Here is a 20,149-nt window from a genome sequence, read left to right as displayed (position 1 = left end):
AATAGAGAATTAAAAGGGTAAAATAAAATTGACCCCTAACACCAGGACTTTAAAGGGTCAATCATATTATGGCCAAGGTGGGTAAATTCTGTTTGGCCAAAAGGGTCAAAGTAGAGTGGCTTTTCCACACCGAGTATTGAACTCATTATTTCTGCTGCCATAATTACTTCATTTTTGAATTACGGCACAAAATTAGGACCCTGTACGTACAGAGTCCCTTTATCTTTATCACTTGATGCTTTAATTAAAGCAAGTAAAGCATTTTCAGTGCATTTTTATAGTTTGCTGTGAAAGATTATGGTTGTTTTCTCAGTAATTCTTCTTTCATAGCCTCTAATCTTTTGCTATATGAAATTTCATCATCTTTATTTGATATAAATTCTGTGAGGCTTTGCTCTGAACTTGTCATTTCAAGTTCACGAATGACAGATTTTCTATATGGGATTCTACTGAGCAGCTCATATTTGAAGGCAAGACTGAGTAATCGTGATATATCCGCACCCTCGGCAGGAAATCGACTGACGATGCTTTTGAGTCGTCTGAAGATTTCATCTTTTGTCAAATGTGGGTATTGTGGATTTTCTGTAATGTCATATCTGATACTCCTATACTTTTCTCCCGGTCTACCATAAATCTTATTATATCCTTCAGGATCATTGTCATCAATCTCTTCTTTTTCGCGGTTCGGGTCGACAAATTTTGGGAACAACTCTTCAATGAGCGGACGCCACATCAATTCTATCTGCTCAAAGATAGTTTTGATTTCATCGCATATGTCTTCTTCGCAGGACTCATCTTTATTCTCGACGTACCAGTTTGAAAAATCAGTCAGGGAGGCATACAATTCTTCCATAAAGAACTCTATAGCCTTGTCCTTAACCGCTGCTCTGGCGCCTCGGTCAAAATCCAAATGACTTTCTTTTAAGAATGAGGATAACTTCCTAAGGGTTGTAAGAGATACATCACTCATGCTACATTCGTAGAGTGACAGCTCGGCTGACAGGCAGCCTATCGTATGATTTATTTCTATTAGATCCATATCATGATGCGATGCTCATTTCTTATTTAGAAACAATCGTAATCGCAAATTTTACTCCTGAGATTTGGTATTTGACCATTTTTTAATGCGTTTCTCAATCTCAGACTTAGGCAAACGGACGTTTATATTAGTAAGTTCCCTGAGCTTTTGAGCCGCAATCCCGGCTTCTATGATATTCCGTGCTACCAGTTCATCAAATATGAAAAGAACACCTCTTACGGCTACATTGTTGTTTTCTGCATATTTGCGCAGTTGTCTGTCTCCGGTTAAAAGTGTCGCGGAGTGCTTTCTCGCATAGTAACAAACAGAACAATCGGGAATTGATAGATTGCCGGGCACTATTGAATGCTCCGCTATAATCTCAGCCAATTCCTCAATATTAAAGGTCTCAACCTTGATTTTCCCTTCCGTAACTAATGCCGTCAAATATTCAAGCTGAGTCGGGTCCTTGATTTCATTTACCACAAAATCAACGGTACGCACATCGTATGGTAAGTCACACAATGCACGCAGCAATCCTATCGAATGCAAATCAATGAAGATATTTGTGTCGTTGACTATTATCTCCATTGACTTACACTAACTGAAGATTGGTCTTTATGTTGTCTACAGTGGTGTTTAGCAGAACGGCAGCTTTTGATAAAGTGATTATTTCATCTGCCAATGCTCGATATACCATTCTTGCAAACCGTCCTGACTTTTCCAGCTCAACACGTGATTTCTCTACCAATGCCCGGAAGTCTGCCATAGTGTTCTTCTTCTTCTGAAAAACAGTATAGCGATTATCAGATATTACCCCTAATTCCTGTAAGGAAGCCATAATATCATCAACAGAAATTCCGAACTGACGTTGAATGTCGGTCAACTCTGACAGCGAAATATCATGTCGGGCATTCCCTAATTTAGATTTAAGCACGACTGCAGGGAGTAACATTTCACTTGCAAAAGCATTGCACAGACTCTCAATTTCTTTAGGCGATACATTTGCCGGAATATCGAGAAGAAGATGCCCCAACTCATGAAGGGCGGTGAACCTCTTACGCTCAGTAGGGAAGTTGCCGTTTACAACTATGAGCGGTATCTCTTCATTTGCAAAACCGCTCAATCCATCAAAGCCTTCATTTTCTGCAAGCTCTATAACTTTTATTCCATTGTCTTCAAGAACCTCTATCACGTTGGATATGCCGTCATTGCCAAGGGCTAAAATCTGGCGGATATCTCTGGCAAATACCTTTGCCTCTTCCAGAGTCCGCACCTCCTTACGTGGCAGGGTGAAACGTACCTGTGAACCGGCAATCTGCTCGATTTCAAGATAACGCTCCAGTTCCTCACGGACACGCTCTTTCACAGCATTTGCCATTTTCTCAGTAAATCCTGATTTCTTGCGGAACTCCACCTTGTCGACTTCTACGGTAAAGGGACGGAAGAAATAGTCTATCTTCATATCCAATGCGTTGGCAAGGGCTATCAAGACACTGCTATCTGGCTTCATCTGTCCCTTCTCATACTTGTTGATTGCCTGTTTGCTGACAGGTGCAGCCAGGGATTGAGCAAGTTTCTCCAGTGAAATACCTCTCATCAATCTGGCTTGTCTTAGACGGCGTGAAAATATGTCGGTAGCTTGATTGTTCATATCTATTCTATTTGGTTGACAAAGTTAATAAAAATATCTTGTATGTCAACCATAATCGGGGGTAAAAAGTTGACGCAGTAGGGTTATTGTGGATTATCAGATAAAATTGAGGGTGAAAAAAATACCGCCATACACTCAAAATAGTGAATGGCGGTTATATTTGTGTGACGTTCTAATGTTTCCCGGCTCACTCAATGAAGCCGATCATCTCTTTCTTCAAGTCATCGTCAATCTCTCGGTATCGGGCAAAGGCACGGCTACCTTCTTTATGTCCGCTTAATGCTCCTACAAGATTTGGATCCTTGACTTTCTTGTAGAGATTGCCGACGAATGTACGTCTCGCAAGGTGACTGCTGGCTATTTCATCTATTGGACGCTGCTCTTCCTTGCCAGTGGTCGGGTTAAGCACTGTCACCATTCTTGTAATGCCACATTCCTTGAAGATGCGCTTGATGGCTATATTATACTTCTGTGAGCTTATGAACGGGAGTATCTTGCCGTCCTTCTCCGCGTCCTTGTACTTTTCAAGAATATCTTTTGCGCGCTGGGTAAGGGGCACCCTTATGACGTCAGACCTGTCATTCATCGTCTTGCTGGCGATATACTCTACATAGCCGTTGATTACATTGCTCGGCGTGAGACGCATTAAATCTGAAACTCGGCATCCAATACAGCACTGGAATATGAATATGTCTCGCTGGACTTCAAGAGGCTTGTTTGTTGAAAGGTCAAAGTCTGCGATTATATCACGTTCCTCGATAGTGATATAAATGGGAGTGCCATACTTTTCTGTTGTCTTGCCGTGATACTTATCGAAAGGATTGCTGGTAGTAAGACCTTCCTCTATGGCAGCACGGAAGAATGTTCTAAGGCAGGCAAAAATACCGATGATAGTATTATCACCTTTGTCAGATGGTCTACGAGACTTATGGTTCTTCCTTGTTTCAGCCGGGTACTGCTCAAAGATTTTAGGATATTTGTCGAATATCTCCGGCTCATTGCGTAAAAATTCCTCGTATTGCTCCAGCACTTCCGTATTGAACATATCGAAGTCGAGAGTAAAGGGCGCACGACGTTTCACTTTACGATAAAGCTCAAAGCGGTGTAGGCTACGGCTGAGAACGCCATATCTACGACGGCGCCACTCAGAGAGCCCTCTCTTGTCAGGGAACTCTTCCACAAGCTCAGTAAATTTCTTTTTCAGCTTTTGCTCCACCTCTTTCGGCTTACGCTCTTTCTTAGGGTTGTGAAAGCGGAAAATCTCCTTCTCAAAGAACTCTTTGGTCAAATCTCCGATTGGATGTTTCTCGCACAACTCATAAATCAAGTCCTCCAGATCTCTGAGTTTTCGTTCGAGATCTTTAAGATCTGCAATTTCTTGCTGGTTGGCACGAGGCTTAGTAATCACTCCATCGTTGAAACGATCGGGGTTGATGTATATGCCACTCTTAAGCCTATACTTGTCATTCTTGGACAGGCTCAATCGTAAAAGGATTTCGGAACGTCCGTTTCCTTCTACTTTAGATGATAGATAACGCTTGATACTTGCCATTGGAGGACGCAAATTTATGTGTTGGAGGACAGAAAATTTCAGCCGAAGACCGTGCTGAAAGTTGACTGTTGTTTTACATTCACTCGTTAGTTTTCTATTACAAAGTTAATAATAAATGTCTTACGCTCCAAATTTTTGTCCTCCTTTTGTCCTCCAAAGTGATTTCTACTGATTTAATATGGATGAAAACGACACCTCGTTTTTACATTAACTACAACGTATATCCTTATTTATTAGCGTATTATCAATTTTGCCAAAACTTGAACCCACTTCCATACTCTTTCATTACATTTCATTCGGTTGCTTCTGTTCCGGGCACCTCAAATAGCTGATAATCATTTGATTTTCAGCTATTTTTATTTTATTAGGTAGCCAAGCGCAACACGGCCCACCATCTCCGGGGTCAGTAGAATCGCAAAGAGAGCCGCGCATGGCATAAAGAAGCCGAACAAGAAAACTGACGAAGCTATTATGCCAAGTCCGAATTTACATGAACCATGCTCAACTTCACTAAATAGACCAAGTATGCCTACTATTAAAGCAATCCACACCATTATTTTGATAGCTGATGGAACTATGAACGATTCGCTGTTATTCTCTCCATATCGCTTACCTTGATACAGTTTTGAGTAATAATTCGGCAAGTGGTGTTTTCGTTTCTTATTCCATTGATTGAATGAATTTCGATGTTAATATTGTGCGCATTTGCCGATAAAACAAAAGCGCAGACTTTCGCCATACGACTCTTGGCTCACCACAAGCCTTAATACACTATGAGAAAGCACGCGCCGTAAGACACGTTCTCAATGTGTATTGATCGCTCGTGAACATTCCGAGGTGGTGATTCAGAGGCGCATTAAGCTAATATGTAAGGGTACAATATCCCCAAAGGAATACTGCACTGTAAATTTACACTGATTTTTCCGACTTGACAATGAAGTAATTGACGTTCTTTTCCATTGATAGGCTTTTACAATCCTGCCCCTACTTTGCATATCGCTAAATAACTTTTTACATTACCTCTATAATTGTTAGAAAATGAATATCTTTGCAAAAGGCTTATGGTTATGACGTCTAAGATACAGATAATACAGATCATGCACTCTAAGAGGCGATATTTGGATTTGCTTCTCATCGGGGACGAACAGGAAAGTATGATTGAAAAATATCTTGACAGAGGAGATTTATATGTCGGTATTATTTCAGGAAAACCGATAGGCGTATGTGTGGTGACTAAAGAATCCGAGACCTTAATTGAAATCAAGAACATAGCCGTATTGCCCGATTACCGCCGAAAGGGAATCGGGCATGAAATACTTAAGTTCATCGAACAACGATATAAAGGCTGTAATATTCAACTTGGTACAGGAGAAACGCCATCGACTTTAAACTTTTATTATAGCGCCGGCTACAAATACTCGCATAGGATAAAAGGCTTCTTTACCAAAAATTATGATCACCCTATAATCGAAGAGGACATACTACTTAAGGACATGTTGTACTTGATCAAGAAAAACATATAACAAATATTAAAATGACATCATTAGGCAGGTTGGACATCATTATAAACGACAGGGGTTGTATAGGACTAATTTATGGGACGACAAATGCGAGTATAAAAAAAATTACCCGTCGTCACGACGAATAATCTTCTTAACCTTAAATCTAATACCATGAAAAACACAGTGCAAAGATAAGGCCTTTTATGTTTTACGGCATAATTTTCCAGCATAAAAATTCACGCCATTGATAATTATTAACTTTTGTGTGACTTTTGAGACTATTATTGTAGGTATTTGTGGTCGTTTCATCTTTTCAAAAGGTATGAGAAACAACGCATCTATGTGAATCGACACGGCAGCCACAAGCGCTACTAATTTTTTGTAGGAAATCTGCATGACTCCTGCACAATGTAACGACATCACATATAAATGATGTTTCGCAGGTACAGCACAATGTCCGTTTTTAACGGAGTATTTTAATTAAATATCCTTTTTTGGGACAGAAATGCTTTTACTTATTAAAATTTTCATTACATTTGGGACTTTATTACTGTATCACAGTGCTAAATTGACTATTTTAACAAATCATACTACTCTATGGAATTGCGTGAACAATCCCAACCGGTAGACAATACCGATCAGGATTTAACCTTGAATGAAGGAGCCCCGGAGGCTTCTGCTGAAGTTGAAGAAAGTATAACCGTGGAATCCGTCGACACCGAGGATGCCGAAGCAGTTGAAGAGGCTGACAAACAGTTGACCAAGGAAGAGATATTGAGCACTCTTGAAGCTATCGGCTCCAGAGAGGGTTCTGAAATCGTGCGCGAAGAAGTCACACGACTGAAACAATATTTCTACGCAATCCGCAAGACGGAACTTGCGGCCGAAAAGCAAGCTTTTCTTGAAAGAGGCAATGAAGAAGCTGCATTTGCTCCGCTACATAATGCCGATGAAGAACGCATGCATCAGCTCCTTGACGTGATAAAAGCAAAAAAGGCTGGATATCTGGCCGAAATAGAAGCCCAACAAAAAGCGAATCTTGAGAAAAAACTCGCTATTATAGATGAGCTCGGCAAGATGGCGGAAGACACCGACAACGTAAACCGTCTGTTTCCCCGCTTCCGCGAGCTGTCACAGGAATTCAAGGACACCGGCGATGTACCGCCTACCGATACCACCGACCTTTATCGCAATTATTCGGCAGCCGTGGAGCGTTTTTACGATCAGCTCAAGATAAACAAAGATCTGCGCGACTACGACTTCAAGAAAAATCTTGAGCAAAAAAACCTTTTACTCTCTGAAGCCGAGAAACTGGCAGAAGAGCCCGACGTCATACTTGCATTCCGCAGGCTTCAGGAGTTGCACGACAAATGGCGCGAAACAGGCCCTGTAGCCAAGGAAATCCGTGAAGAAATCTGGAACAAGTTTAAAGACGCCTCGGCAACTGTCAACAAACGATATCAGGCTTTCTTCGAAGAGCGGAAAGCTCGTGAACGCGAAAACGAAGAAAAAAAGACAGCAATTTGCGAACACATCGAAGCTTTGGATTTCGATAATTTAAAAAATGTTTCGGGCTGGGATCAGATGACCAAGCAGATTCTATCGGCACAGGAAGAGTGGAAAAAACTCGGTTTCGCATCAAAGAAAGTAAACAACACCCTGTTTGCTCGCTTTCGTGAGACATGCGACCGCTTTTTCGCAAAGAAAGCCGAGTATTTCAAAAACATGCGCGATACACACGCCGCCAATCTCGCCAAAAAAGAAGCTCTGTGTGAAAAAGCAGAATCTCTAAAAGAGAGTTCCGACTGGAAAAAGACAGCCGATCAGCTTGTGGCCCTCCAGAAAGAGTGGAAGACAGTGGGACCGGTTGACAAAAAGCACAGCGACAATGTATGGCAGCGTTTCCAAGAAGCATGCGATTACTTCTTCGACAGAAGGAAGAAAGCCACTTCGGGAGTAAGAAAGACCGAACAAGCCAATCTCAAACAGAAAAACGAGATTATAGAAAAACTAAAAGCGATAACGGATGACACCGACCGCACCGAAGCCGTAGCACTCGTACGGAGTCTGATAGCTGAATGGCAAAATACAGGTCACGTACCGTTTAAAGACAAAGACAAAGTCTATGACGCATACAAGGCTGTATTAGATTCGCTATATGACCGTTTTGACATCAAGGAGACAAAAGCCAACATGTCCAATTTTGCCCAAAGCATCAATGACATAGGCAATGACGAGAACAGACTGTACCGCGAACGCGAGCGTCTTGTAAGAACATTTGAAGCCAAACGCAACGAACTTAAGACCTACGAAAACAACATGGGCTTCTTTAATGTAAAATCGAAAGACGGCAACTCACTTCTGCGCGACATGGAACGCAAAATACAGCGCATAAAAGACGACCTCGCTACGCTCGAAGAAAAGATCAAGTTGATTGACAGCAAACTTTAGTACTGTCAATATCCTCATTCACGACTTTAAGGATGTGTCAACAAGCTAAAACGGGCTTCAGGTTGACACATCCTTTCAGCTTATAAACATATACAATGGGCAACAAAAGCAGCATTTACCTTTCGGCAGCAGAATCAACAGCTGCAATTCTGGCCGTAAACTTATGCTACATTATGGCTACCATCTTTGATGACGATCTCATAGGCTTCAGATGGAAAGTCACTTGGCTTGTTGCAAATACAGCCGCCATTCCGGCGACGTATTTCATCACCCGTCACACATCCACAAGGTCATTGCACATCGACAAAATCATGCAGAAAGCGCTTGTAGCCTCAGGCATACATGCACTTTTTTTCTTCGCACTGCTGTCATTTCTCAACTCATGGATACATGACAGGTCGTTCTACCTTTGGTTTTACTCCGCCATGTGCATTATCATGCCCTTAAACCTAATATCTACGCGGCTTATTATAAAACGCATACGACGGAGCGGTTGCAATTCAAGCTCGGTTGTCATCATCGGCACCGGGGCCACCGCACAACGTCTGCGCGAAGAGATGCTTTCCGACCCGGGTTACGGCTACACGTTCAAAGGCTTCTTCTCTGATGACAAAAACTGCGACAATGCAGACGATTGTATAGGTACTATAGAATGTCTTGACAAATTTTTAAGCAACACACATATTGACGAGATATACTTTACCCTATCGGCCGAAGACCACGAGACACTGCATAGAGTGGTAGCCATAGCCGACGCCCGGTTGATTCAAGTCTATGTCGTACCGCCGATAAGCCGTTATGCAGGCAAAGTCAACGACCTTGGATCCATCGGCAACGTACCCTTCCTAAGCATCCGGGCCAATCCGTTAAAAAGCGTCGTAAACCGCGCTATAAAAAAAGTCAGCGACATAATAGGCGCAACCATATTCCTACTCATATCTCCGATAGCTTTTGTAACAATATCAATCATAATAAAACTAACGTCACCGGGACCGATACTCTTCCGGCAAAAACGCACCGGATATCTCGGCAAGGAGTTCACATGCTATAAGTTCAGGACAATGTACGTAAACACCCTGAGCGACAGCACACCGACCCGGCGCGATGATCCACGCATAACACCTATCGGACATATCCTACGCCGAACAAGTCTTGACGAACTGCCGCAGTTTATCAACGTACTGCTCGGTGACATGTCGATAGTCGGTCCCCGACCCCACATGATAAGCCAGACCGACGACTATACAAAACTAATCGACCGATACATGATAAGACACCTTATCAAGCCCGGCATAACGGGTTGGGCACAGATAAACGGCTACCGCGGACTTACCGAAGAACTATGGAAAATGGAGAAACGGGTGGAGCACGACGTTTGGTATATGGAAAACTGGACCCCGATACTCGATCTTAAAATTATAGTTCTTACCGCACGTAACCTGTTAAAGCCAGACAACAACGTATTCTGACAATGGACACAGTTTATAAAGACATAGACCGACGCGCACACGCGCTGTTACGCCGCTTTTTCGGATACGACAGCTTCCGCCCGGGACAGCTCGACATAATACGCTCGATCATGTCGGGACGCGATACACTCGCGCTCATGCCCACCGGCGGCGGCAAATCGATATGCTACCAGATACCGGCCATGCTTCACGAAGGATGCTGCATCGTCGTGTCACCGCTTATATCGCTCATGACAGATCAGGTAGCCGGACTGAACGCTAACGGCATTCCCGCTACCGCGGTCAACAGCGGCAACGCAGGCAACGAAAACCGCAGGGCACTCGACGAAGCAGTACGAGGGCATATGAAACTGCTATACATGTCGCCCGAGCGCCTTCTTCAGGAGATGGAACGCATTGATATCAGCCGTTTCGTCAGCCTGTTTGCCATAGATGAAGCCCATTGCATATCGCAATGGGGCCATGACTTCCGTCCGGAGTACTCAGAGCTAAATATTCTGAAAGAACGTTTTCCCGACATTCCGGTCATAGCACTTACAGCCACGGCCGACCGTATAACACGCGATGACATAATAACCCAGCTGAAGCTAAAAAATCCGTTTATACATATAGCATCGTTTGACCGGCCCAATTTATCGCTGAAAGTACTGCCTAATCCGGGCAAGAGCAAACGCATCGGCATCATAAGCAAGCTCATTGATCGATACCCCGACGATTCCGGCATAGTATACTGCCTTAGCCGCAAGGGTGCGGAAAGCACAAATGCCGAACTGAATCTGCGTGGCTACCGAAGCATAGTATACCATGCAGGACTCACGCCTAAAAAACGCGACGAGGCACAACGCATGTTCAGCGACGGTGACATTCAGGCCGTGTGTGCCACAGTAGCCTTCGGCATGGGTATAGACAAAAGCAATATACGCTGGGTTGTCCACAACAACATGCCGCGGAACATGGAGAATTACTATCAGGAGATAGGACGGGCAGGACGCGACGGCATGCCATCCGAAACAGTACTGTTTTACTCGTATGCCGACGTGGCAACTCTCCAGAGTTTCATTAACGAATCGGGACAGCCGGTCTTGAATGCGGAGAAACTGAACCGCATGAAAGAATACTGCGAAAGCGCCGTATGCCGACGTCGTGTCCTGCTTAGCTACTTCAACGAAACTCTTGACCATGACTGCGGCAACTGCGACGTGTGTCTGAATCCGCCGGAACGCTTCGACGGCACCATCATAACACAGATGGCGCTCAGCGCCGTCATACGTACAGGGCAGCAGGTGGGCCTCACCATGCTTACCGACATACTGCGCGGATCGGCACGTGCAGAGATAATAGAACGCGGCTACGACCGCATCAAAACATACGGCGTGGGACGCCGACTCCCATTCAGCGAGTGGAATTCATACATCGGACAGATGATACAACTCGGCCTCCTCGACATGGCCTATAACGATCACAACCGTCTTAAAGTGACACCCTATGGCATGTCTGTACTAAAAGGAGCGACCACCGTAATGCTATCGCGCTACCATCCCGCCAAACCCGCCGCCAAAACTTCAAAAAAATCACCGGCAGCAACGCCTTCCCGTAACCCGGCCGAGCTACTGTTTGCCGAACTGAAGCGTCTGCGCATGTCGCTCGCCAAAGCGGAAGGCATTGCCCCCTATCTCGTATTTACCGACAAAACTCTTATGGAGATGGTAAAAAAACGCCCTGTAACTCTACGGGAATTCAACAACATAGAGGGTGTCGGCGAGTGTAAAAGCCTGAAATACTGGTCGCGTTTCACAGAACTAATAAAACGTTTCAAATGACATGGCACATCCGTTAGACATATTACGGCGCATACACCGTCTTGATCAGGACCAGATAAACTTGCTGTCAGGACTGATGCAGGAGTCACACATGCCGCGTGGAGCGAGCATCGACGGCAACTCCAGCATACAGAACACATCTTATTATATAATGAGAGGAGCGGCCCGTGCATTTTATACAAAAGACGGCAAGGAGCACACCATGTCGTTTGCCTTTGATGACGAATATCTAATGACCCACCTCGTCATTAACTCAGAGGACATACCCTTAACCATCACGTTCATGGAGCCGAGCGACATAGTGTATCTGCCCAACCGCAAACTGCACGAAACCATGATCAGCATTGAAGATATAGACCACCATGAAGGATTGTTGTTCATGAACGCCTCGCTGATGCACTACACAAAGTATCTTGAGGAGCGAATATACGTACTACAGAGCATGACGGCGTCGGAGCGTTACGAATGGACTCTAAAGCGCTATCCGCGTCTTCTCGAGTGCGCTACCGTCACCCAGATAGCCTCCTATCTCGGCATAACGAAAGAGACCCTATATCGTATAAGGTCAGGAAAGTACGGCTGATATAACAACACTTAAAAATGCTTAATTTTAATCATGAATATGACATTTATCATATTCAATACCGTTTTGTGTACCTACCTTTGCATTCTGAAACGAAATTTATACTTCCAACCGGATATTAAAAGGGAAAAAAGATATGTTTAACACGAACTTTATGAAATTGAATGTAACGACTGTTGCCGGACTTTTCGCGTCAGTGGCAACTATGTTAAGCCTCTCGGCCTGTGGAGGCGGACAACAGCAGCAGATGCAGGCTCCGGCTCCGGAAATAGCCGTCATGACAGTTAATTATGGAAATTCCGATCTTGAAAGTGCTTATCCAGCTACCATAAAAGGCCGCACCGATATTGACATAAGGCCTCAGGTAACCGGTTTTATAACCAAAGTTCATGTTGACGAAGGACAACAGGTAAAAAAAGGACAGGTACTGTTCACCCTTGACCAAGTACAGTTTCAGGCTGCCGTAGAATCGGCTGAAGCTGCTGTAAAGGTGGCACAGAGCGCACTCAACACCGCCCAGCTCACCGCCAACAACAAGCGCATGCTTTTTGACAAAAACATCATAAGCGAATATGAATGGCAGATGGCCGACAACGCTCTTGCACAGGCCCGTGCACAGCTCAGCCAAGCCAACGCCAGCCTTGTCACCGCACGCAAAAACCTCGCTTACACCAATGTCACCGCACCCTCCGACGGAGTTATCGGCACAATACCCAACCGTGAAGGTTCTCTGGCATCGCCCTCGTCGGCAGTGCCTCTGACAACCGTCAGCGACAACTCGCAGGTTTATGCCTACTTCTCGCTCAATGAGAAAGACATACTTAACCTCACCGACAACGGTGCCAAGTCACTCACCGAGAGCATCAACAATATGCCCGAAGTTACCCTCCGACTCGCAAACGGCGAGATATATCCTGAAAAAGGCAAAGTGGCCACAGTATCGGGTGTAATCAACAATACCACAGGTGCGGCAACTGTACGTGCGCTCTTCAACAACAAGACAGGCATGCTGCGCAGCGGTTCTACCGGACAGGTACTTATACCCAACAAGTTCGAACAGGTAATCGTCATACCCCAAGGAGCCACCAACGAATTGCAGAACATACGCTTCGCTTACGTAGTCAACGACAGCAACAAGGTAGTGTCGACTCCGATACAGGTATCGCCCAACGATGACGGTAAAAACTTCATCGTCATGTCGGGTCTCGAACCGGGACAGCGCATAGCCGTTGAAGGCATCGGAACCAAGGTAAGAGACGGAGTGACCATACAGCCCGTCGATGCTTCGGCAAAAACCGCACCCCAACAGCCTTCAGCCGCCCAATAACATCTTCATTCACTCTTTCACTACAAGAAGAGCTATCATAACTATCAAACAGACATGAAATTAGATACATTCATTAACCGTCCTGTGCTATCGACGGTTATATCAATCTTTATCGTGTTGCTGGGTTTGATCGGTCTTACATCGCTGCCTATCACGCAGTATCCCGACCTTGCCCCGCCAACAATCCGCGTATCTACGACATATACGGGTGCCAACGCCCAAGCCGTACTTAACTCGGTAATAGCCCCCCTCGAAGAGTCGATAAACGGCGCCGAGGGTATGACCCATATGGAATCGACCGCCACCAACACAGGTTCGGCCGACATAACCGTTTACTTCAAACAGGGCTTCAACGCCGACATGGCAGCTGTCGATGTACAGAACCGTGTAGCCAAGGCCACCAACCTCCTGCCCGCGGAAGTAACCCAAGTAGGTGTGCTCACACAGAAGCGCCAGACCTCGATGCTTATGGGTGTAGCCCTTTATTGCGACAACGGTGAGTACGACGCGGTGTTCATTGACAACTACATGAAAATCAACGTCATTCCGCAGCTTCAGCGTGTAAACGGCGTCGGCGATGTGATGTCGTTCGGTGCCGACTACTCCATGCGTATATGGCTCAAGCCCGATGTTATGGCCCAGTACAAACTCATGCCGTCCGACATATCCGCCGCTCTTCGTGAGCAGAACGTCGAGGCAGCACCGGGTTCGTTTGGCGAACAAGGCGACCAGTCCTTCCAGTATACCATTAAATATAAAGGACGTCTTACAACACCCGAGGAATTCGGCGACATTGTAGTAAGCGCCAATTCCGACGGTCAGGTGCTCTACCTGAAAGACGTGGCCGATATAGAACTCGGTCGTGTGACATACGGCTTCAGCAACGGTCTTAACAGCTATCCTTCGACTTCAGCGATGATATTCCAGACCGCAGGCTCCAATGCCACCCAGATCATCAAGGACTGTGAAAAAGAGATTGACCTCTTGTCCAAAGACCTTCCCAAGGGTCTGCACTTCGCTATTCCGATGAACAACAACGACTTCCTTGAGGCATCAATACATGAGGTTATAAAGACCCTTATCGAAGCTTTCATTCTTGTGTTTTTCGTGACCTACGTCTTCCTTCAGGACTTCCGTTCTACCATCATACCGGCGATAGCCATACCGGTAGCCCTTGTCGGCACATTCTTCATCATGTACCTCATCGGCTTCTCCATAAACCTCATCACCCTCTCAGCGCTCGTACTTGCCATAGCCATTGTGGTCGACGATGCCATTGTGGTCGTCGAGGCAGTCCACGCCAAGCTCGACGTAGGCTATAAGAATCCGCGCAAGGCATCGATTGACGCCATGAGTGAGATAGGCGGCGCCATCATATCGATTACGCTCGTCATGATGCTTGTGTTTATTCCGGTGTCATTCATGCCCGGCACTTCAGGTGTATTCTACAAGCAGTTCGGTCTGACCATGGCCATAGCCATCGGTCTGTCGGCCATCAACGCTCTTACGCTGTCACCGGCACTGTGTGCTGTGTTCCTTAAAGCCCACAATGACGACTCGTCACTTAAAGAGCGTATGGGCACGGCTTATGCCGAAGCCGCCGATACGATGAAAAAGCGCTATGCCTCGGCATGGAAACTCAACCTGCCTCCGTTGGTGACATTCCTCTTCCTCGCAGCCACCATCACTTTCATGGTGCTCGGATGGTATCAATTCAATGTCATCTGGAAACTTGTCGTAGCCTCGGCATGTGCTATCATAGCCATAATGGGCATCTTCAGCGACCGTTTCAAGGCCGGTTTCGAACTCGGCTACAGCCGTCTGCTTAAAGTATACCACAAAGCCACTTCATTCTTCGTGGCCCACAAGATAACCTCATTCGGCATTGTGGCCGCCTCTGTAGCAGTACTTGTATGGTTGATGTCCATCACCCCCACCACACTTGTGCCTGACGAAGATACCGGCTACCTCTTCACCATGCTTGACATGCCTCCGGGCACCTCGCAGGAACGCACCAGCGCCGCCCTCGACAAGATCGACGCTGCCATCCTCAAGATACCCGGGGTGAAGTACACCCAGAAGATCATGGGTTACAGCTTCCTTGCAGGCCAAGGCAACACCTACGGCACAATCATCGTGAAACTCAACGACTGGTCGGAGCGTGACGAGACACAGTCCAACACTGCCATACTTCAGCAAATCTATGGCGTAACGTCATCAATCAAAGACGGCCGACTCGTGGCTTTCGCTCCGCCGATGATATCGGGTTATTCGCTGACCAACGGTTTTGACCTCAAAATGCAGGACAAGACAGGCGGTTCTATCGAAACTTTCTACGGCATCGTACAGAACTTCCTCGCCGAACTTATGGCCCAGCCCGAAGTACAGATGGCCTACTCGACCTTCAATCCCTCATTTCCGCAGTATATGGTCGACATCGACGCTGCCAAAGCCAAGCAGGCCGGCATCAGCCCCTCAACCATACTAAGCACACTTCAGGGATACTACGGAGGTATGTATGTCAGCAACTTCAACCGTTTCGGTAAGATATACCGCGTCATGATGCAGGCATCGCCAGAGTCACGCGTATCACCCGAAACTCTGTCAAGCATCAAGATACGCAACGGCAACGAAATGGCCTCGCTCTCCAACTTCGTAACACTGAAGAAAGTATATGGCCCCGACCTGCTCAACCGCTTCAACATGTTTGCATCCATATCGGTTACCGGCCAGCCTGCACTGGGCTATACCACCGGTGACTGTCTTGCCGCCATCGAGCGAGTGGCTGCACAGTCTCTGCCCGCCGGTTACGGCTACGAATACTCGGGTATGACCCGTGAGGAAGCCGGCACATCGGGCAATGCCACAGCCATGATATTCGGTCTGTGTCTGCTCTTCGTTTACCTCCTTCTGTCGGCACAGTATGAGAGCTACATCATACCTTGGGCGGTAATCCTTTCGATACCGTTCGGTCTCATGGGCTCGTTCGTATTTGCCGGAATGGACGGCATATCCAATAACGTTTATCTGCAGATAGCCCTTATCATGCTTATCGGTCTTCTTGCCAAAAACGCCATCCTTATTGTGGAGTTCGCTCTTGAGCGCCGCCGCACCGGCATGTCGATAGTCAACGCAGCCATCCAAGGCGCCACCGCCCGTCTGCGTCCTATCCTCATGACCTCTCTCGCCCTCGTCATAGGACTTCTGCCTATGATGTTTGCCCACGGCGTAGGCGCCAACGGTAACCGTGCCCTCGGTACCGGAGCCATAGGCGGTATGCTTATAGGCATGATACTACAGGTACTTATCGTACCGGCGCTGTTTGTCGTATTCCAGATCATTCAGGAGAAGTTCTCGCCGCTTAAGTGGGAAGATACAGACAACACCGGCCTACAGTCGGAAATCGAGCAGTACTCGCGTTAACAAACTTACTTAACAGAAACCAAGTATTATGACTTTAAATAATATTTCACGCGCGGCTATAATTATTGTAAGTGTGGGAGCTCTGTCGAGCTGCCACATTTACAACAAGTTCAGCATGCCTACAGATGACGCCTTGACGTCGCAGTATGTCGAGGCGGTAAACTCCGAGACCAATGAAGCCGCCTTCGGCAACATGAAGTGGCAGGACGTGTTTACCGACCCGATACTTGCCGGGCTCATAGACCAAGCTCTCGTCAACAACACAAACCTCAACAACGCAAAGCTGAATGTAGACATAGCCCATGCACAGCTCAAGGGCGCACGCCTAAGCTATCTGCCTTCGCTGACCCTTATGCCCAACGCCTCGGCAGCATCGTATGACCACTCTCATATGAACTGGACTTACCAGATACCTCTGGCCGTGAGTTGGGAAATCGATATATTCGGGAAACTGCTGAACTCCAACCGGCGCGCCAAAGCTGCTCTGCTTCAGAGCGAAGCATACGAACAGGCAGTGCGCTCACAGATAATAGCAGGCGTAGCCAACTGCTATTACTCGATATCGATGCTTGAAAAGCAACTCGAGATAAGCCGTCAGACAGCCGAATACTGGAGCGAGAGCGTACAGGTGATGAAAAACCTCAAACTCGCAGGACGTGTGAATGAAAGCGCCGTAGTCCAAAGCACGGCCAACTACTACAGCATACTCGCTTCAATCACCGATCTTGAAGTGGCCCTCCATGAAGCCAACAACTCCATGTCGCTGCTCATGAACGTGCCGCCACAGACATGGGAGATACCTTCGGGAGCCGAATTCAACACTCCGGCCATAGTACGTGAAGGAGTTCCCATGCGCGAACTCGCATCGCGTCCCGATGTGCGCGCAGCCGAGCAAAACGTGGCCATGGCATACTATGCCACCAATCAGGCACGCGCCGCCTTCTATCCGGGCCTAACCATATCGTCCAACGGCGGCTTCACCAACCTTCTCGGCTCGGTGATATCCAACCCCGGAAAATGGTTTATCCAGCTTGCAGGACAGCTAACCGCCCCGATATTTGCCCGCGGCCAACTCATCTCCAATCTCGAAGCCACACGCGCCCAGCAACAACAGGCCATGAACAACTTCCAGTATGCCCTGCTCAGCGCGAGCGCCGAAGTCAGCGAAGCCCTCATGCTTTACAACAAAAGCGATGAAAAGGCCAAACTTCTGGCACAACAGGTAGAAAATCTTCAGAAATCGGTTGAGATTACAGAAGAATTACTATCTTTGAACGGTTCATCGACATATCTGGAAGTATTGACCGCGCAACAGAGCCTCCTGTCGGCACAGATAGCACAGGTAACATGTCTTAACGCCAAGGCACGCGCCGGTATCAATCTATACCAGTCGCTCGGTGGCGGACGATAATATAAACCCCTAATCATCACGACCATGATAAGTCCGTTATCACATGTTGACCCATCGGCAAAGATAGGCAACAACGTCACAATTCACCCGTTCGCGTTCATTGACGCCGATGTAGAGATAGGCGATGACTGCGAGATATTGCCCTACGCGAGCATAATACGCGGCACGCGCATGGGACGCCACAACAAAGTCTATCAGGGCGCCATTGTAGGAGCCGACCCTCAGGATTTCCGCTGGAAAGGCGATAAAAGCTACTGCACGATAGGTGACAACAACATAATACGCGAGTATGTGATCATAAACCGTGGCATACGCACCACAGGCGGCACCGTAATAGGCGACGACTGCTTTATAGCGGCAGAGACCCACATAGGCCATGATTGCCTGATAAAAGGCCGCTCGGTACTCGGCAACGGCGTAATGATAGCCGGAGACTGCACTGTAGGTCAATGCTCCATCATGTCATCCAACTCTATGCTTCACGAACGCAGCGAAATAGGTGACTGGGTACTCATAAAGGGTGGATGCCGCATAGTGGGCAACGTTCCTCCATATGTTGTCATAGCACATAATCCGGCCGTATACTACGGTATAAACGCAGTTATCATGCGCAAACACGGCTTCACTGAAGACCAGATTGACGATGTGGCAAAATGCTACCGCCATGTCTACCAGTCAGGAACCTCCGTATTCAACGCAGTAAGACGCATAGAAGCCGACGTTGACCCGAGCGACATACGCTCCAATATCGTAGACTTCATACGCAACCATGACATGAAAATCGTAGCTATACCGGCTGACCTCGAATAAATATCACAACCCTATAATAGCAACAGGCAGATTGAACCCTTTTCAGTCTGCCTATTGTTTTATTTACACGGATAATGTAACTTTGTAATCAAACTACTATTCTAGGGAAATATGGATCAACCTCGCAGACTGCTGCTTATTATCAATCCTGTATCGGGAGTGGGTGATAAAAACGACATTGAGGCTCTTGTATACACACATCTCGAGCCATTGGGCTATGAAATCATGACCAACTATACATGTGCCCGCGGCGACGCCACACGACTGGCAGAAAATGCGGTAAAATCCGGATACTATGGGGTGATTGCAGTAGGCGGCGACGGTACGGTAAACGAAACAGCCACCGCACTATGCGATACTGACACAGCCCTCGGCATCATACCGTGCGGTTCAGGCAACGGACTTGCTCGGCATCTCGGCATACCGCTCGATCCGCTCGCGGCCGTTAAAATCATAGCAGAGGACCATATCATCAAAAGCGACTACGGAGCAGTTAACGGACGACGGTTTTTCTGCACGTTCGGAGTAGGATTTGACGCCGCGGTAAGCAGTAATTTCGCAAGACAGCACCGTCGCGGTAAATTCACTTACATAAAAAGCGCCATACTTGAATACATAAAATATCACCCGCAGGTCTATACGGTCAGTGCAAACGGCCAGATAATCACCGAGAAAGCGTTTCTCATAGCCTGCTGCAACGCTTCGCAGTACGGCAACAACGCCTACATCGCCCCTACAGCAAGTATAACCGACGGTCTGTTAGACATAACCATAGTACATGCCGGCACACCGCTCGACAACGCAATAATGGGTGTGGACCTATTCACCGGCTACATAAACTCCAACACCATGATACATACTTTCAGAGCTCCGGCGGCAGTCATTTACCGGCAGAACGAGGGGCCGGTGCACATCGACGGCGAGCCACTGAATATCGACGACACAATGGAGATAAAGTGCCATGCCAATTCTCTTAAGATATTCACCCCCACAAAAGAAGTGGTATTCCGCCCGATAATAACACCGATGGAAAACGTGATGAGAGACATCTTTTGCTCGTTTTCAAGACTCTTCAAAAGCCGATGACAAACATTATGCCGTGCAATTGATGTTGTTCGGCATTTTTTAA

General features: G+C 46.8%; 14 protein-coding genes. 10 read left to right on the top strand and 4 right to left on the bottom strand.

Annotation, left to right across the window (positions count from 1 at the left end; translation table 11 throughout):
* Window positions 1-295: 295 nt before the first annotated feature.
* The 4 genes from FW767_RS11065 to FW767_RS11050 all read right to left on the bottom strand — a co-directional run bounded on the left by FW767_RS11065 (window position 296) and on the right by FW767_RS11050 (window position 4,224).
* On the bottom strand, window positions 296-1,039 hold the full coding sequence (locus FW767_RS11065) for a hypothetical protein (protein ID WP_150980619.1): 744 nt from the start codon (window positions 1,037-1,039) through the stop codon (window positions 296-298).
* Between the two features lie 51 nt (window positions 1,040-1,090).
* Entirely contained in the window at window positions 1,091-1,609 is a 519-nt protein-coding gene (locus tag FW767_RS11060; RefSeq protein ID WP_150980614.1) for a PIN domain-containing protein, read from the bottom strand.
* Between the two features lie 4 nt (window positions 1,610-1,613).
* Window positions 1,614-2,672 carry a helix-turn-helix domain-containing protein gene (locus FW767_RS11055; RefSeq protein ID WP_150980610.1) on the bottom strand — a complete coding sequence of 353 codons (1,059 nt, stop codon included), beginning with the start codon at window positions 2,670-2,672 and terminating at the stop codon, window positions 1,614-1,616.
* A gap of 187 nt (window positions 2,673-2,859) precedes the next feature.
* The gene (locus tag FW767_RS11050; RefSeq protein WP_150980607.1) at window positions 2,860-4,224 is read right to left on the bottom strand and encodes a site-specific integrase; all 1,365 of its coding nucleotides are present in this window, start codon (window positions 4,222-4,224) and stop codon (window positions 2,860-2,862) included.
* Window positions 4,225-5,291: 1,067 nt separating this feature from the next.
* Between FW767_RS11050 and FW767_RS11045 the strand changes: the two genes are divergently transcribed.
* The 10 genes from FW767_RS11045 (at window position 5,292) to FW767_RS11000 (ending at window position 20,106) form a co-directional block, all read left to right on the top strand.
* Window positions 5,292-5,747, top strand: coding sequence for a GNAT family N-acetyltransferase (locus FW767_RS11045; protein WP_121700089.1), 456 nt, complete (start codon window positions 5,292-5,294; stop codon window positions 5,745-5,747).
* A 576-nt stretch (window positions 5,748-6,323) separates the two neighbouring features.
* Entirely contained in the window at window positions 6,324-8,177 is a 1,854-nt protein-coding gene (locus FW767_RS11040) for a DUF349 domain-containing protein (RefSeq protein WP_121700068.1), read from the top strand.
* A gap of 95 nt (window positions 8,178-8,272) precedes the next feature.
* Window positions 8,273-9,646 carry an undecaprenyl-phosphate glucose phosphotransferase gene (locus FW767_RS11035; protein ID WP_121700069.1) on the top strand — a complete coding sequence of 458 codons (1,374 nt, stop codon included), beginning with the start codon at window positions 8,273-8,275 and terminating at the stop codon, window positions 9,644-9,646.
* A 2-nt stretch (window positions 9,647-9,648) separates the two neighbouring features.
* A complete protein-coding gene (gene recQ, locus FW767_RS11030; RefSeq protein ID WP_121700070.1) occupies window positions 9,649-11,466 on the top strand; it encodes a DNA helicase RecQ in 1,818 nt (605 codons plus the stop codon).
* Between the two features lies 1 nt (window position 11,467).
* Window positions 11,468-12,049, top strand: coding sequence for a Crp/Fnr family transcriptional regulator (locus tag FW767_RS11025; RefSeq protein ID WP_121700071.1), 582 nt, complete (start codon window positions 11,468-11,470; stop codon window positions 12,047-12,049).
* Between the two features lie 154 nt (window positions 12,050-12,203).
* Window positions 12,204-13,376, top strand: a complete 1,173-nt coding sequence (locus FW767_RS11020; protein WP_121700090.1) for an efflux RND transporter periplasmic adaptor subunit — start codon at window positions 12,204-12,206, stop codon at window positions 13,374-13,376.
* Between the two features lie 54 nt (window positions 13,377-13,430).
* Window positions 13,431-16,799 (top strand): efflux RND transporter permease subunit, encoded by a 3,369-nt coding sequence (locus FW767_RS11015; protein ID WP_121700072.1) that lies wholly within the window; start codon window positions 13,431-13,433, stop codon window positions 16,797-16,799.
* Window positions 16,800-16,827: 28 nt separating this feature from the next.
* Complete coding sequence (locus FW767_RS11010) at window positions 16,828-18,210, top strand: TolC family protein (protein WP_121700073.1); 1,383 nt, start codon at window positions 16,828-16,830, stop codon at window positions 18,208-18,210.
* Between the two features lie 24 nt (window positions 18,211-18,234).
* A complete protein-coding gene (gene lpxA / locus FW767_RS11005) occupies window positions 18,235-19,020 on the top strand; it encodes an acyl-ACP--UDP-N-acetylglucosamine O-acyltransferase (protein WP_121700074.1) in 786 nt (261 codons plus the stop codon).
* A 111-nt stretch (window positions 19,021-19,131) separates the two neighbouring features.
* On the top strand, window positions 19,132-20,106 hold the full coding sequence (locus FW767_RS11000) for a diacylglycerol/lipid kinase family protein (RefSeq protein WP_121700075.1): 975 nt from the start codon (window positions 19,132-19,134) through the stop codon (window positions 20,104-20,106).
* Window positions 20,107-20,149 lie beyond the last annotated feature (43 nt).

The sequence above is a fragment of the Heminiphilus faecis genome (assembly GCF_008728965.1).
GTDB classification, from domain to species: domain Bacteria; phylum Bacteroidota; class Bacteroidia; order Bacteroidales; family Muribaculaceae; genus Muribaculum; species Muribaculum faecis.
Note: the sequence above shows the minus strand (reverse complement) of the source record. Positions and strands in the feature narration are given on the sequence as shown.